This is a genomic window from Rhodococcus sp. NPDC049939, from assembly GCF_040656415.1.
Taxonomy (GTDB): Bacteria; Actinomycetota; Actinomycetes; order Mycobacteriales; family Mycobacteriaceae; genus Rhodococcus_F.
In genome coordinates this window covers 356,534-372,973 of the sequence record NZ_JBFAMC010000002.1, presented here as the reverse complement: position 1 = coordinate 372,973, position 16,440 = coordinate 356,534, and the positions used below count along the sequence as shown (strand labels likewise).

Genomic DNA, 16,440 nt, shown 5'->3' with positions numbered 1-16,440 from the left:
ACTCATTAACCAATTGCTGTGGTTGACAGTTCGACAATCTGAGATAACACTCGGAGGAGTGTTTCACATTAGAAATGATCGGCCTCGCCGACAAACCTTTGTTACCTACGAAATGGCCGCGTTGGTCTTGCGCAACAGGAAACATAACAAACATGTTTATGGAAGGGCGATTTGGACGGCCTTCGACAAAACCGGCACGTGATCGAGCCTTCGATGAGGACACTCGACAGGCGCGACTATCTGGTAATGGAGCGCGATGACGGCGGTGTTCTGCCGCGTACCGCCATCGAGAAGACCCCAGGCCGAAGAACCAGTTGACTCGTTCCAGTCTCTGCAGAACGGGTAGTGAAGAACAGGAGTGGGGAAATGACGGCGACCGGCGGCTTTCGTACTCTGCAACTGACGAGCGCCCAACTCGGCATCTGGTTTTCGGAGCTTTTTGATCCCGAATCGACGAACTTCAACATCGGAGAATACGTTGAAATACGGTCGCTCATCGATCGAGAGAAACTTACAGCCTCAATAGGTCAAGTTGTCACGGAGTCCGAGGCTTTGCGGTCCAGTTTTCGGACCGGGCTCAATTCGATTGACCAGATCATTCACGACACACGGAAATTAGGTATCGAGTATGTCGATCTGTCCATGGAAGCGGATCCGTTTCAAGCCGCCGAAGCGTGGATGGTGCACAGGCTGAATCGGCACAGTTTTCTGGCCGACGATTTCGCTGTGAATTTCGACCTCATCACGATAAGTCGTGAATGCACGTTACTATTCGTATCGTTTCACCAGATCGCATTGGATGGATTCGGCGCGTCGTTGGTTTTTTCGAGAATAGCCGAACTGTACAACTCGTTCACCGACTCCGTTCCCCATCCGCCCGAATGGTTCGTTCCGCTCGAGCGGATAGCGGAGTTGGACTCCGAATACGAACGATCCGACGAGATTGCCCGGGACCGAGAATTCTGGGAGACCAGGACGCGTAGTCTCCCAGCACCCGTGACACTATCGGGACAGTGGCCCACCGTCGCCAATGCAGTAACACATGGACGTACAGACTTTTCCGCTTCCATGTCCTCGGCCGTTCATAATCTGAGCGACCGGGTGGGGTTTTCTCTCGCCTCCACCCTGATCGCTTTTGGCTATCTGTTCGGTCAACGCATGTCTGGGAGTGCGGCAATCCCCTTCGGCCTTCCGGTAACGGGTCGACCACACCCCGACTCCCTTCGCGCGCCAACCATGACATCCAACGTGATCCCGATCTCCGTCGACAACGGTAACTTCGAGCGTTTCGGAGATGTGGTGGCCGCCGTCTCAGATGCGTTGAAGATCGCCCTGCCGCACCAGAGATTTCGCATGGAATGGATGCGAAGCGGTGAGAACACAAACTATTCCGCGCCGCTCTTCGGGCTGTCCCTCGACGTGATTACATTCAATGCGGATCTGAGGGTCGGCGAAGCCGATGCTTCCTATCGTCTGGTCCATTTCGGGTCAGTGCGCGATCTTTCCATCATTTTCACTTGCGGTGAACGTGATCAGTGCATCGGTGTGGAGATCGAGGCGGACGCCGAACGGTACACCGACGCGGATGTCGCGAAACTTCTCGAACGCCTCGAGGGCTTGGTACGCGTTGTGGCCATGGACGGGGTTGAGCGGCTCACCGTCCTCGACCTCCTCGACGAGCACGAGCGCCACCAACTCTTCCACGAATGGAACAACATCCACGCCGGAGCCCACCACTCCACCATCGACGCGCCGATACTTGGGTCGACGGTGCCCGCCCTCTTCGAACACCAAGCCCACCAACACCCGGACCAGGTCGCCCTCGTCTACGGCGACCAACCCCTGACATACGCCCAACTGAACGCCACCGCCAACCGGTGGGCCTGGCACCTGATCCACACCGGCATCGGCCCCGACCAGATCGTCGCCGTCGCGCTACCCAGAACCGCGGACCTGATCATCGCCCTGCTCGCCGTGATCAAAACCGGAGCCGCGTACCTACCCATCGACCCCAACTACCCCAGCGCCCGCACCGGATTCATCCTCGCCGACGCCCGCCCCGAACTCCTGCTCACCGACACCGAAACCGACACCACACTGCCCCCCAGCGACCTGCCCCGCATGTACACCGACACCACCGACCTCGATGACACCGATGACCACAACATCGACCCCACCGACGCCGACCGCACCACACCCCTACACCCGGACAACCTCGCCTACCTGATCTACACCTCCGGATCCACCGGAATCCCCAAAGGCGTTGCCGTCACCCACCACAACCTCACCAACCTGGCATATTACGGTTGGCCGGAGGGACCCGGCACCCGGCTGATGCTGCACTCGTCGATCGCGTTCGACGCCTCCGTATACGAGATCTGGTCCGCACTACTCAGCGACACCGAAGTGGTGATTGCCCCGGAGGGCCGATTCGACCCGACCACCCTCAGCGAGGTGGTGGCCACCGAGCACGTCGATACCCTCTTCGTCACCACCGCCCTGCTCAATGTCCTAATAGAGAACACCGGCGAGGACACCGGGGACATGACCGAACGCCTCGGCACCCACCTCACGCGCATCGTCACCGCCGGAGAGGTATTGCGAGCCGACGTCGCCGCACGCTTCGCCCAGCACTACCCGGACGTGGCGTTGATCAACGCGTACGGGCCGACCGAAACCACGGTATGCGCCACCACCTACAGCCTCCCCGCCCCTTCCGCGCCCAACGACGTCTCCGCGCACACCACCGGGGTGGGTGTACCGATCGGGACACCGAACACCAACGTGCAGGTGTTCGCCCTCGATGCCGGACTACACCCGGTCCCGGTCGGGGTGATCGGCGAGTTGTACATCGCAGGCACCCAACTCGCCCGCGGCTACCGCCGACGGCCCGGATTGACCGCGGAAAGATTCGTGGCCAACCCATACGGCACAGGCACCCGCCTCTACCGCACCGGCGACCTGGTGCGGTGGACAACCGCAGGGGTGATCGAATTCGCCGGGCGGGCCGACAAGCAGGTCAAGATCCGCGGATTCCGAGTCGAACCCGGCGAAGTCGAGGCCGCCTTGGCCTCCCACCCCGCCGTCACCCAGGCCGCGGTGATCGCCCGCCCCACCAAAACCGCCTCCGACCACCACCCGGCCACCGGCGACGAACCCGACACCCTCGGCACCGACTTCCAACTCGTCGGATACGTCGTCCTCGACCCCCAGGTATCCCTGACCCACGACCAGGACAGCGAATCCGAACTCATCACCCATTGGCACCACGTATCCGAAGACCTCTATTCGGGCCACCCCGATGAACATTCCAATGACCTGGTTGTCGGCACCGGTTTCGGGGACGACTTCCGTGGCTGGAGCAACAGCTACACCGGCCTGCCCATCCCCGTCGACCAGATGCGGCGGTGGCGCTGGGCGAGGGTGGCCCGGATCCGGGAACTGTCGCCAACCCGCATCCTCGAGATCGGCGTCGGATCGGGTCTGCTGCTCTCCCACCTTGCACCAGACTGCGAATCCTACTGGGGAACAGACTTTTCCGAGTCCACTATCGCTCATCTGCACGCTCGGTTGACCACACACCACGCCCCCTGGGTCGACCGGGTGCACTTGTACGCCCTGTCCGCCGACGAGACCGACACCCTCCCGGCCGGCACATTCGACACCATCGTGATCAACTCGGTGATCCAGTACTTCCCCAATGCCGCCTACCTGATCGACGTACTCACCCAGGCGATGCGGTTACTGACACCTGGTGGGGCACTGTTCATCGGCGACATCCGCAACCTGGCCACACTCGAGGACTTCGTCACGGGTATCCACCTGCACCAACACACATCCGGCACCACCGGCGCCCTCCTCGACCGGATCCGGCGCGAGGTCGCCGCCGAACAAGAACTGCTTCTGGCACCGGAATTCTTCCTCGCCCTCGCCGAAGACCACCCCGATATCAGCGGCGTCGACATCCAACTCGAACGCGGGCACCCTGACACCGAAATGACCCGGCACCGTTACGACGTGGTCCTGCACAAGACCCCCACCCGGGCACGGTCGATGCACTCAATCCCTACCCGGCACTGGCAGAACTTGTTCGGTCCCATCCGGTTACGGTCTCTGCTCGAACAGCAGCGACCGGCCGCCCTGCGCGTCACGGAGATACCGCATGCCGGGGTAATCGACGAGGTCACCGCCTACCAGGACGCCTCCCATACCTCCCCCGACACCCCCCTCACCGACCTCCTCGACCACCTTGGCGATGTCGGCGACGACACCACCCCGCCCGCATTGACCCCTGAGGACTGCCACCGGCTCGCCGAGAACACCGGCTACACCGCCGCCGTGACCTACTCGGCCACACCCGGACACATCGACGCAGTCTTCCTCGCCCTCACCGGACACCGCACGCCCCTGACCGACCTGTATCTGCCTGACGGGCCGATCGGGCCGCTGTCCCGGTACGTCAACGACCCCGCCGGCGCCCAGAAGATCCCGCAACTACGCGAGTACATCTCGAGCAAACTTCCCGAGTACATGGTCCCCGCGGCGATCGTGGTCCTCGATGCCTTGCCGCTGACCGCCAACGGGAAACTCGACCGCAGCGCCCTCCCGGCCCCCGAGTACACCACCGGCAGTTACCGGGCTCCCCGCACCGGGGACGAAGAAACCCTGGCCGGGTTGTTCGCCGAGGTCCTCGGTGTCCCCCGGGTCGGGATCGACGACTCCTTCTTCGACCTCGGCGGCCACTCCCTGCTTGCGACACGCCTCATCAGCCGGATCCGCACCGAAGTCGGGGCCGAACTGCCCATCCGCACCCTTTTCGACAACCCCACCATCAACGCCCTGGCCCCCCTGCTGCACCAGAACGCCCCGACCCGGCCACCACTGGTTCCGGCCGAACGCCCGGACCGGATCCCGTTGTCCTATGCTCAGCAACGACTGTGGTTCCTGCACCAGTTCGAGGGCCCCTCGGCTACCTACAACATCCCCATCACCCTGCGTCTGCGTGGCCCACTGAATATCGACGCGCTGATCGCCGCGATCGGTGACGTGATCGCCCGCCACGAAAGCCTGCGCACCCTTTTCACCGACACCGAAGGCCAACCGTTCCAACACCCTCTGCCCACCGACCAGATCACCGCCAAGGTCTCGGTCCCGGTCACCGACCTCACCGGCGCAGGCGAAGACGCAGTGGCCTCCGCGATCGCCCACACCGCCCGCCACCGGTTCAACCTGTCCACTGACATCCCGGTCGAGGCGACACTGTTGCGCCTCGGCCCGGGCGAGCATGTGCTGGTGCTGGTGCTCCACCACATTGCCGCGGATGGCTGGTCGCTGGCACCGCTGGCTCGCGACCTGGTCCACGCCTACACCGCACGCCGGGACGGCACCGCACCACACTGGGTACCACTACCGGTTCAGTACGCGGACTACACCCTCTGGCAACACCACCTCCTCGGCACCGACACCGACCCTGACAGCCTGCTGTCCGCCCAATTCCGGTACTGGCAAGACGAACTGGCCGGCGCACCGGAACTACTCCCGCTGCCCACCGACCGGCCCCGTCCCAAGATCGCCACCTACCGGGGCGGGACCATCGACTTCACCATCCCCGCAGCGCTACACCGCCGACTCGACCAACACGCCCGCGATCACCAGGTGACGATGTCGATGCTGCTGCAATCGGCGCTGGCGGTGTTGCTGCACAAACACGGCGCAGGCACCGATGTGAGCATCGGCGGCCCGATCGCCGGCCGCACCGACACCGCCCTGACCGACCTGATCGGCTTCTTCGTCAACACCTGGGTCCTGCGGGTCGACCTGACCCACAACCCCCGCTTCGAACAGGTCCTCGAACAGGTCCGCGCCAAAGCCCTGACCGCCTACACCCACCAGGACGCCCCCTTCGAACGACTGGTCGAACTGCTCAACCCCATCCGCTCGACCACCCACAACCCTCTGTTCCAGGTCGCGATCGCCTGGCAGAACAACACCCTGCCCGACCTCGACTTCCCCGACCTGCACGCCACCGCCGAAACCGTGCCGACCGGTACCGCGAGATTCGACCTGTTCTTCAACCTCCTCGACCCCGGACCCACCACCGCAACTCCCCAGGACATCCCCGGGGAGATCGAGTACGCCACCGACCTGTTCGACCCACCGACGGTGCGGACCCTCGCCGACCGTTTCCTGCGACTACTCGACACCATCACCACCAACCCTCACCTGCGCCTGGCGGACATCGACCTCCTCGACCCACACGAACGCCACAAACTCTTCCACGAATGGAACAACACACTCACCGGTACCGACACGCCGATATACGGATCGACGGTGCCCGCCCTCTTCGAACACCAAGCCCACCAACACCCGGACCAGGTCGCCCTCGTCTACGGCGACCAACCCCTGACATACGCCCAACTGAACGCCACCGCCAACCGGTGGGCCTGGCACCTGATCCACACCGGCATCGGCCCCGACCAGATCGTCGCCGTCGCGCTACCCAGAACCGCGGACCTGATCATCGCCCTGCTCGCCGTGATCAAAACCGGAGCCGCGTACCTACCCATCGACCCCAACTACCCCAGCGCCCGCACCGGATTCATCCTCGCCGACGCCCGCCCCGAACTCCTGCTCACCGACACCGAAATCGACACCACACTGCCCCCCAGCGACCTACCCCGCATGTACACCGACACCACCGACCTCGATGACACCGATGACCACAACATCGACCCCACCGACGCCGACCGCACCACACCCCTACACCCGGACAACCTCGCCTACCTGATCTACACCTCCGGATCCACCGGAATCCCCAAAGGCGTTGCCGTCACCCACCACAACCTCACCAACCTCCTGGTACAACAACCCGCGTTCGTGGGGACCGAGGACCCGCTTCGGGTCCTGGCCAGCACCTCGGTGGCATTTGATGTGTCGGTCTTCGAGATCTTCGCCCCGTTGTGCGCAGGCAGCAGCGTCGAGTTGGTCCGGAGCCTGCTGGTCCTCGCCGAAGACGGTAACCGTGTGCAAAGTGGAGTGATCAGCGCTGTTCCCTCGGTCCTGGCCGAAGTCCTCGAACAGGCCCCCATACCCCCGACACCGGACACTGTCGTGTGTGCGGGTGAGGAGTTGCCGAGCCGGCTGGCCGAAAGGATGTACACCCTGATACCCGGCGTCCGCGTGACCAACGGGTACGGCCCCACCGAAACCACCGTCTACGCAACCCGCCACATTATCGAGCCGGGCAAGTTCGCTCCCGGGTCAACGGGTGTGCCGATCGGGACACCGATCACCAATGTGCAGGTGTACGTCCTCGATGCCGGACTACACCCGGTCCCGGTCGGGGTGATCGGCGAGTTGTACATCGCAGGCACCCAACTCGCCCGCGGCTACCGGCGGCGACCCGGGTTGACCGCGGAAAGGTTTGTGGCCAACCCGTACGGCACAGGCACCCGCCTCTACCGCACCGGCGACCTGGTGCGGTGGACAACCGCAGGGGTGATCGAATTCGCCGGGCGGGCCGACGAGCAGGTCAAGATCCGCGGATTCCGGGTCGAACCCGGCGAAGTCGAGGCCGCCTTGGCCTCCCACCCCGCCGTCACCCAGGCCGCGGTGATCGCCCGCCCCACCAGCACCGCCACCGACGACGCCACCGGCACCAACGGCACCGACACCCAACTCGTCGGATACGTCGTCCTCGACCCCCAGATATCTCTGAACCTCGACCAGGACACGGTCATGGACCGGGACTCCGAAGCTGCCCACCTACTTCGGACGTATATCGGTGACGCACTGCCGAACTACATGGTCCCGGCCGCGATCGTGGTCCTCGACCAACTCCCCCTGACCGCCAACGGCAAACTCGACCGCGCCGCCATGCCCGCCCCCGACTACACCACCGGCCGCTACCGCGCCCCCCGGACCGACGACGAACGCACGCTGGCCGCCCTGTTCGCCGACGTACTCGGTGTCCTCCAGGTCGGGATCGACGACTCCTTCTTCGACCTCGGCGGCCACTCGCTCCTGACCACCCGTCTCATGGCCCGGATCCGGGCCACCCTCGGTGTCGAACTACCCATTCGAACTCTGTTCGACGCACCCACCATCGCCAAACTCGCCCCGCTGTTGCACGCAGACTTCACGATCGAATCATCCGACCCCCTCGCGCCCCTGCTCACGATCAGTCCGTCCGGCTCCAAGCCACCCCTCTTCTGCATCCATCCAGGCTCTGGGGTTGCCTGGTGCTACCTGACTCTCGCCCAGCATCTTCCGGACCAACCGATCTACGCTCTCCAGGCTCGAGGACTCGACGGCGCCGCACCGCTTGCACACTCGATCACGGAAATGGTGAACGACTACGTCGACCAAGTCGTTGCCCAGTCACCTCGCGATCCGATCGAACTGCTCGGTTGGTCGTTCGGTGGAGTGGTCGCCCATGCCATGGCGGTCGAACTTCGCGCACGGGGACGCTCGGTGAGCCGGCTGATCGTGATGGACAGTGAACCGAGCATTCCTTCCGAACACGAACCAGAGGGGCAAGCACTGGCAGAAGCGGCGTCAATCCGGAACGAACTCCGCTCGGTAGCGGCAGCCAGATATGGGGACGTATCCAACTCTCCGGAATTCTCGGCTCTCGAGGAATCTACGCAACACATTCTGGTCAACAACACCAGACTGCTACACGAGTACAACCCGTCCGTCCATACCGGAGATCTCCTCATCATCCGTGCCGACACCAACCTCGACGGGACACCGAGCACACCACTGGGCCCACGATGGGCCGCATTCGTGAAGGGAAGAATCATCGAGCGAACGGTAGCCGGACAGCACTATGACATGGACTCCCCTGAGGTCATGAGAGAAGCTTGCAGCATACTGGATGACGCTCATACCGAAGATTGATCTCGCTACAGCGCAACTGAACTGAGAGCGTTGCCGACCCTAAGATTCGAGTTCTCCCGGTTGCCACCGTCCGTGGTCCACGATGTGTGGATCACTGGTACCGCTGTGTCAAGAAGCGTCGACGGTCAGTGTGACGCACAGCCCACCGAGGCGACTGTCCGACAGCACGACGTCGCCGTTGTGAAGTGCGGCTTGCTGAGAGACGAGCGCCAACCCGAGACCCGACCCCGCTACGCGAGCGGCACTGCCCCGCTCGAAACGACGCAGAACCCGTTCCCGCTCCTCGACAGGTAGCCCGACGCCGTTGTCATCGACTCGCAAGGCGAGCGAAGGTCGGCGATCAGGGGTTTCGATCGCCACGGCGGACAACTCGATCTCCGTCGCACCACCATGTGCGATCGCGTTGCGCAGCAGGTTGTCTGCCGCGAGGCGGATACCGTCGGGCCATCCCGTCATCAGCACCGCACGATCGCCCCGGACCGTGATTCGAACTTCGGGGTGCGTCCGCGAACATTCCTGCGCCACCCGGTCGAACAACTCGATGACGTCGAACCGCACGCGGTCCTCGGGTCGCATCAAGTCGCCGGCGGCGAGTTGACCGAGAGCGGTCAAAGTCGACTCCACTCGACGTTGAGTGCGGATGAGATCTCCTACGATCTCGTCGAGTTCTGGTTTCGAAAGAGGATGGGTGCGCACGATATCGAGATCCGCGCGCATGGCTGTGAGCGGTGTGCGAAGTTCGTGAGCTGCGGATGCAGCGAACCCGCGCGCCGAATCCAAAGCTATCCGGGTGCTCTCCTGCGCGGAGTTCATCCGGCTCCACATGTCGGTGATCGCTTCGGCGAGTTCTTCGGCCTCGGCAGCTCCGCTCACCTGCGGCGGTGTGTGCTGGCCCTCCGCCGTGAGAGTGCGCGTCTGGGTGATCAGTTCACGCAGCGGGCGCACCGCGCGGCCGGCGAACAACCATCCCAGCAGTGCTGCCAGAATCACCGCGAGCACGCCCGAGAGGACAAGACGTGGAACCAGCCGACCTATCACGTCCCGAGTGGGAGGTTCAGGGATTCCCACTGACAGGAGGGCACCCTCCGGCCTGTTCAGTTCGCGCGTGCGAACCCGATAGCTCACCCCGTCCACGACCTGGGTCGACAGCCCTTCCGCGGCCGGGGGAAGCGTGACCGGTGTCGATCTGAGGACTGTGCCGTCCAACCTCAGCGTCGACACATAGCCCCGCCCACGCGCGGTCAGATTGTTATTGCCTCCAAGCGCTTCCGCCACAGCGTCCACGCGGCGATCCCGTTGCCGATATTCGTTGCCCACCATCGTGATCGCGGTCAGCGCTGCCACCACAAGGACCACCAGTGCGGCCGCCAGGGCGGCCGCCCAGGTCACCCGGGCCCGAAAGGACAACGATCGCATACGGGTCTTCATCGCGGCGACTGCTCACGGAGTACGAATCCGACACCGCGGACCGTCTGCACCAGACGATCCGCGCCACCGGCCTCGAGTTTCCTACGCAGGTAGCTGATGAACACGTCGACGACATTGGTGTCAGCAGCGAAGTCATATCCCCAGACCAACTCCATCAGCCGTTCGCGGGAGAAGACGACTCCCGCGTCCGCACTCAAGGTCGCCAGGAGCTCGAACTCGCGTTTGGTCAAATCGACCCTCTTGCCATCCATGAACACGAGCCGTCGCGCCAGGTCGATCTGCAGCGGTCCGACAACACGGGCTCCGCCACCCGTCGGCTCGGAGGATGCGGTCCGGCGAAGCAGGGCACGCAGACGTGCCACCAGTTCGGTGATGTCGAACGGTTTGATCAGGTAGTCGTCTGCTCCAGCCTCCAACCCTGCCACCCGGTCGTTCACGGTGTCGAGCGCGCTGAGCACGCAGATCGGCACCTCGTTGCCCATTGCGCGCAACGCCGTCACCACCGCCACACCGTCGAGACCTGGCATCTGGATGTCGAGAACCAGAGCGTCGGGGGCGTCGGTGCTGATCTTTCGAAGGGCGTCACTTCCGTCGACCGCCGTCGTGACGGCGAACCCCGACATCCGTAGGCCTCTAGCGACCGAATGCCGGACGTCGGGGTCGTCGTCGACCATCAAAACCTTCGGGTCAGTGCTCATACCCGACGATCTTGCCCTGCATCACCCGGCAAATCACTTACCGGCTCTGGGCGCACTGCACTCTTGGCGGAGTTCGAATTTGGCCGACCGGGCATCTTTGATCGCAGCGGCCAATTCCGGGTTCTCGCTCATGCTCGCCTCGGCCAGCGCCTTACGCTCCTCCTTTGGCAAAGCCTTCATCTCTGCAGCCTTGTCCTTGAGCTCCGGATGAGCCTCGAGGAGGGCAGCCATCTTCGACGAGGTTTCGGCACGGGCCGCCTCGATCTGCTCGGCCGTACACGCCGGCTTGTCCGCCCGGTCCGAGGGGGCAGCCTGTGCCAACGGAACCGACAGCACTCCAGTGGCGGCTATACCCATCGCCACGACCGCAACCTTTCGAAAGTTCCTGTTCGAGCTTCTCATGTGTGCACTCCCTTTCGGTTGATGCGACGTTCGCCGCTGACACAAGAACGTAGGAGCGAGGTCTTCAACCATCGATAAACGCGTCTGAGAAAATTCTTAAAAGCCTTTCCGCCCAGGTCACGGCCCGTCCCGTACCGCTTCGAGACTCCCTCTCCCTCGAATCGACTTCACAAACTGAAACGTGTTCTAACATCGATCCGTGAACTTCGTCCTCGTCGACCACCCTCGTCCTGGCATCGCCCTGGTGACGCTCAACCGTCCCGAACGCATGAATGCGATGGCATTCGACGTGATGATCCCGTTCCGCGACGCGATGGAGAAGATCAGCAACGACAATTCGGTCCGCGCGGTGGTAGTGACCGGCGCCGGGCGTGGTTTCAGCTCCGGCGCCGATCAAACGTCGGCGGGCACTCTCCCCCACATCGATGGCCTGACTCCCCCGACTGTCGCGCTACGAGCGATGGAAATGCTCGACAACGTCGTCCTCGTACTACGTCGAATGCACCAACCGGTGATCAGCGCCGTCAACGGTGCAGCCATCGGAGGTGGATTGTGCCTCGCACTCGCCTCCGATATCCGAATCGCGTCAGAGAACGCCTACTTCCGGGCGGCAGGAATCAACAACGGCCTCACGTCGAGTGAATTGGGCCTGAGCTATCTGTTGCCGCGCGCGATCGGTTCGTCCCGAGCGTTCGAAATCATGCTGTCCGGGCGGGACGTGGACGCCGACGAAGCCGAGCGGATCGGGCTGGTGTCGCGCTGCGTGCCCAGCGAGAATCTCCTGTCCGAATGCTTCGACCTCGCCGAGCGTATGTCCCGGTTCTCACGGCCGGGGCTCGAATTGACCAAGCGGACGCTGTGGTCCGGGCTCGATGCCGCCTCTCTCGAATCGCATATGAACCAGGAGGGACTCGGACAGTTGCTCGTGCGACTGCTCACCGACAACTTCGAGGAGGCCACCGCTGCGCGGAAGGACAAGCGCGAGCCCCAGTTCCGGGATACTCGATAGGCCCCGACACATATGGGACGAATGCTCGCCGGATGAGCGAATTCGACGCCACCGCACGAGTTTCGCCCAATTTCGGTCGGGTCCCGGAGTATCTTTCTAGAATGTCCAAGCCTCTACTCCAGCGGGACGCAGCCGAGATGTCCACACGACATCTGTCGCTGCAAAACCCGCCGGAACAGCCGGAACCGAGTCCGCCGGACTGAGCTGGCGGACGTGACCGGGAGTCGTGTCACATCCGTCGTCGCCGTCACCGCCATGGTGATCGGCGCGCTCGTGCTGTCCTCGCCGCAGGTCCACGAGTCCATTTCTCCTCCGACCGCTCAGGCCCCGTACTCGACCGCGCCGGCCGAACCACAAATCGTCCTCACACCGGAGGAGATCGAGGCCAGGGTGATACCCACGGTCGTCGCCCTCGTCGCGGATACGGGGCTCGTCGAAACCGCGGGCACGGGAATTGTGCTGACCCCCGACGGCGTCGTCCTCACCAGCCAACACGTCATCGACGGCGCGCTCGACATTACCGCCGTAAGCCTCGGCACCGGTGCGCAGTACGTGGCGGATGTCCTCGGCTACGACAGTTCTCGTGATATCGCAGTACTCCAACTCCGAGGCGCGCGTGATCTCGCATCCGCAACGCTCGCCGAGGATTCGACCGTCCGGATCGGGGACCCCGTGATCGCGGTAGGCAACGCAGATGGGGGCGGAATGCCGATGACCACCGGTGGCTTCGTGACCGATCTCAGGCAGACGATCACCGCCCGTAGCTCCACCGACGGTTCGCTGAATCGACTGGACGGGATGATCGAGATCGACGCGCCGGTTCGCCCAGGAGACTCCGGCGGCCCCCTCGTCGATGTCACCGCCACAGTCGTGGGCGTCAACACAGCCGGCAATGCCTCCTCGGATCCGTCGGAACCTGCTCCAGCCCAACCGAGATCGTTTGCCGTGCCGATCGCGACCGCCATGACGATCGTCGACCAGATTCGCGCCGGAAGGACATCCGCCACGGTGCATATCGGTGACACTGCACTACTCGGTCTCAGCGTCACGAATCACGCCCGAGGCGCGGAGGTACTGTGGGTAAGCCTTGGCACCCCCGCCGACGATGCGGGAATCCAAATCGGTGATGTCATAACCGATTTCGCCGGAGTTCCGATACGGTCGCCTGACGATCTCCGCGAACTCATGATCGCACACCATCCCGGCGACACGGTCGAAGTGCACTGGATCGACGAAGCTGGACGGCAACACACGACGACGATCACTCTCGAAGAAGGCCCTCCACGGTAGGGGTCAGGCGGTCTTGCCCCGAACGATCTCGTGGTCCGGTCGAATGTGCGTCCTGACAAACCGCGCGATACGGCGAAGCACCACACGGCTTTCAGGCAGTCCCGGCCAAAACACCGGGAAGGCATGAACCTGCCCTTCCCAGATCTGCAGGGTAGTCGGAACGCCCGCGGCGCTCAGACGGTCCGCCATCAACTCCGAATCCCACCGCAGCACCTCACCTTCGGCGGCGAACAGCAACGACGACGGCAAGCCTTTGAGATCGCCGTTCACCGGGGAAAGCGCGCGGTCCAGTACCCCGTCCACCTCACCGCCGAGCCTCCCGATGGCGGCGATCGCATTCACATGAGCGAACACATCGCGGGAAGCGTTGGCGTACTCGAACTTGTCGGCGCAGTCCAGATCGAGCAGTGGTGAGAGTCCCACGAGGCCTGCGGGCAGGTCGATGCCCTTCTCGCGGGCCGCCAACGCCGTCGCGAACACCAGGAATCCGCCTGCGGAATCGCCGACGAACACCGTTCCTTCTGCTCGGGCCCCGTTCTCGAGCAGCCACTTGTACGCCGTCAGGCAGTCTTCCACCGAACCGCTGATGTTGGTGTCGGGAAGTTGCCGGTATCCCACATGCATCACCGGCAGCCCCGTCAGCTTGGCGATGGTGGCCACCACTGGTCGATGCGTATTCAGTCCGCATGACACGAACCCGCCACCGTGAATGTATAGGACGACGCCATTGCTCAGATCGGTTGAAACACCTGGCGCGCGCACGATCTCGGCGTTGAATCCGGGCAGTCGCACTCGCTGCCTGCGAATGCCGGGCGCCGGACGAATCATGGCCGCCTTGTCCAGCAACGCAGCGCCACGGATGGCCGGATCATTGATCGGGGCAATCTTGGCGACAGGCCGGACGAACCATCTGAACGCGCTGTAGAGAAGTTGGGATTCGACACTCGGCCCCGCGAGTCTGGCTCCCGAACGGTACTGAATATCCGGTTTCCGACTCGGCACGGACGGCTTGCGGTCGTTCGGCACAGCTTTCATGCCCGCTCCCTACTCGCCGGTACCAATCATCGTTGATCAGTACGTTCCCTCCACGCTAGGTACCGAGGAGGCTCCCGTGGCGACTATCGGGCGGCGTGTCCCAAGTCGTTATCTAGTTCGGGACAATTGTTATTGTCCGAAGTCGAGCTCGTCGAGTTCTTCCACCAGTGTCGCAGTTCGCCTTCGTCCGCCGATTATTCTGCCGAGCCCACGGCGTCTCCCACGGTCTGCGTTGCCCGCAGGGGGGATGCGCTGAGGCCCGACGCGGGGCTTTTCGACCTGCACGGGAGGCGTCGGTGGCAATACCGCAGCAACCTTCTCGTCAACCGGGGACGTGGAAGGCTCCGTGGACGCGACGAATAGCTCCGGAGCCGGCTCGGCAGGCGCGACAAGCGTTCCGCTGACCGGTTCGACGGCCTGACTACGTGATGGACGGTCGACTTTTGCCAGATCTACGTCGGCGAGGTCGCCAACCCACTCCACACGGCCTTCGAGGCCTCGCTCTTGCAACTCTGCCCACAACTCGTCGTGCAACTTCGCAGGCTCCCCGCTACCGAAGACTCGGGGATTGTCGCTGACCCACACCACTTCATCGGCCGGATTCCGGTCAGCGAGATTCAGGACAGTGAGCCAGTTCAGGGTGTCCGTATAACCGTCGTGGCGCTTCTTGTCCAGATATGGCCGACGACACTGCACAGAGCGTTGGGCGATCTCTACATGTGAAGAATCCACCGGTTCCACGATGTCTACACCGAGCTCACCCAGTTCGTCGGCCATCGTCTCGGCGTACCCTGCTGCCTTCTCCCGCGCGGCTTCCACGAACCGGGTGAGGTCTTCTCGAAGACCCAGCCTGTCGTACATCCTCGCCCGAACCGAAAGTGCTTCGATCATGGCGGCCGACTCCTGCTCACAGCGGTAGATCAACTCGAGTAGGACCAAGCGCGGAACGATTACGCGCACGCCCCGGGCGGTCGCATTGCGTACAAATGCCTCGAAACGCGGATTCCTTGCCGCTGCCGAGGTGTCGAGAACGATCAGCATCGTTTGATTCTGCACGTAAAACTCACGTGCTCCACCTCTCTTACACGGTCGTTATGGGAAGGAGAGTAGGCCCGAAACCGAACTAGGGCGATTCGCATCTACCGGATTTTGAAGATCACCGCACGCTGCACGACGAAGTTGATGACCGTGGCCGTGCCCTGGGCGATCACGAACGCCAACGGCAGACGCCACCACTCGTCCGGGAACGCCTCGTACATCACCCCGTTGAGGCCCACCTGCACGGAGAACGTGATCGCATAGAGAACAACGACCGCGACGAAGCGTGCCCGACTCGGTTCGGCCTTGAATGTCCAGCGACGATTTATCAGGTACGCGGTGCTGGTACCCGCGATGAAACTTATCGACTTGGCGACGTTGACCGGGAGTCCTACCACCTGAACCAGGACGAAGTACAAACCGAAGTCGACCACCGCCGACAACCCGCCGGTGACGACGAACCGCACGACCTGGGTCTTCAAGTCCAGGGCGGCGTCCGCGATGTTCTCGGTGACAGGAATTTCGACGGGAAGTGGGGCGTGAGGCTCGTGGTCGCGGCTCGGCTGGGATTCTGACACGACGACGAGACTAACTACCGAGGACCCGCCGGTACCGCACCGGAGCGTCACGGACACTGCC

The 16,440-nt window shown here is 63.2% G+C and carries 9 protein-coding genes; 3 read left to right on the top strand and 6 right to left on the bottom strand.

The genetic code is table 11. The annotated features are described in order from the left end of the window. Window positions 1–366 precede the first annotated feature (366 nt). Window positions 367–8,901, top strand: coding sequence for an amino acid adenylation domain-containing protein (locus AB0I57_RS11025; RefSeq protein WP_358334235.1), 8,535 nt, complete (start codon window positions 367–369; stop codon window positions 8,899–8,901). A 108-nt stretch (window positions 8,902–9,009) separates the two neighbouring features. Here AB0I57_RS11025 and AB0I57_RS11020 read toward each other — a convergent pair whose 3' ends face one another. The 3 genes from AB0I57_RS11020 to AB0I57_RS11010 are packed head-to-tail and all read right to left on the bottom strand — an operon-like array spanning window position 9,010 to window position 11,429. Then, on the bottom strand, window positions 9,010–10,317 hold the full coding sequence (locus AB0I57_RS11020) for a HAMP domain-containing sensor histidine kinase (RefSeq protein ID WP_358334232.1): 1,308 nt from the start codon (window positions 10,315–10,317) through the stop codon (window positions 9,010–9,012). Window positions 10,318–10,325: 8 nt separating this feature from the next. Further along, window positions 10,326–11,027 carry a response regulator transcription factor gene (locus tag AB0I57_RS11015; RefSeq protein ID WP_358334230.1) on the bottom strand — a complete coding sequence of 234 codons (702 nt, stop codon included), beginning with the start codon at window positions 11,025–11,027 and terminating at the stop codon, window positions 10,326–10,328. 33 nt (window positions 11,028–11,060) lie between these two features. Next, window positions 11,061–11,429: a hemophore-related protein gene (locus AB0I57_RS11010; RefSeq protein WP_358334227.1), complete on the bottom strand. Its 369-nt coding sequence runs from the start codon at window positions 11,427–11,429 to the stop codon at window positions 11,061–11,063. Between the two features lie 199 nt (window positions 11,430–11,628). Between AB0I57_RS11010 and AB0I57_RS11005 the strand changes: the two genes are divergently transcribed. Together AB0I57_RS11005 and AB0I57_RS11000 are read left to right on the top strand one after the other, a co-directional pair. Further along, window positions 11,629–12,438, top strand: a complete 810-nt coding sequence (locus AB0I57_RS11005; RefSeq protein WP_358334224.1) for an enoyl-CoA hydratase — start codon at window positions 11,629–11,631, stop codon at window positions 12,436–12,438. Window positions 12,439–12,693: 255 nt separating this feature from the next. After that, entirely contained in the window at window positions 12,694–13,728 is a 1,035-nt protein-coding gene (locus tag AB0I57_RS11000) for a trypsin-like peptidase domain-containing protein (RefSeq protein WP_358334901.1), read from the top strand. Window positions 13,729–13,731: 3 nt separating this feature from the next. Here AB0I57_RS11000 and AB0I57_RS10995 read toward each other — a convergent pair whose 3' ends face one another. The 3 genes from AB0I57_RS10995 to AB0I57_RS10985 all read right to left on the bottom strand — a co-directional run bounded on the left by AB0I57_RS10995 (window position 13,732) and on the right by AB0I57_RS10985 (window position 16,379). Next, window positions 13,732–14,763, bottom strand: a complete 1,032-nt coding sequence (locus tag AB0I57_RS10995; protein ID WP_358334221.1) for an alpha/beta hydrolase — start codon at window positions 14,761–14,763, stop codon at window positions 13,732–13,734. 129 nt (window positions 14,764–14,892) lie between these two features. After that, the gene (locus AB0I57_RS10990) at window positions 14,893–15,804 is read right to left on the bottom strand and encodes a PIN domain-containing protein (RefSeq protein WP_358334218.1); all 912 of its coding nucleotides are present in this window, start codon (window positions 15,802–15,804) and stop codon (window positions 14,893–14,895) included. Between the two features lie 98 nt (window positions 15,805–15,902). After that, window positions 15,903–16,379 (bottom strand): GtrA family protein, encoded by a 477-nt coding sequence (locus tag AB0I57_RS10985; protein WP_358334214.1) that lies wholly within the window; start codon window positions 16,377–16,379, stop codon window positions 15,903–15,905. Between the last annotated feature and the right edge of the window lie 61 nt (window positions 16,380–16,440).

What these genes read in the sequence shown, in the direction of transcription:
- AB0I57_RS10990 (WP_358334218.1), bottom strand. Translation starts at nt 15,804, where the DNA reads ATGCTGATCGTTCTCGACACCTCGGCAGCGGCAAGGAATCCGCGTTTC.
- AB0I57_RS11020 (WP_358334232.1), bottom strand. Translation starts at nt 10,317, where the DNA reads ATGCGATCGTTGTCCTTTCGGGCCCGGGTGACCTGGGCGGCCGCCCTG.
- AB0I57_RS10995 (WP_358334221.1), bottom strand. Translation starts at nt 14,763, where the DNA reads ATGAAAGCTGTGCCGAACGACCGCAAGCCGTCCGTGCCGAGTCGGAAA.
- AB0I57_RS11015 (WP_358334230.1), bottom strand. Translation starts at nt 11,027, where the DNA reads ATGAGCACTGACCCGAAGGTTTTGATGGTCGACGACGACCCCGACGTC.
- AB0I57_RS11000 (WP_358334901.1), top strand. Translation starts at nt 12,694, where the DNA reads ATGGTGATCGGCGCGCTCGTGCTGTCCTCGCCGCAGGTCCACGAGTCC.
- AB0I57_RS11010 (WP_358334227.1), bottom strand. Translation starts at nt 11,429, where the DNA reads ATGAGAAGCTCGAACAGGAACTTTCGAAAGGTTGCGGTCGTGGCGATG.
- AB0I57_RS11025 (WP_358334235.1), top strand. Translation starts at nt 367, where the DNA reads ATGACGGCGACCGGCGGCTTTCGTACTCTGCAACTGACGAGCGCCCAA.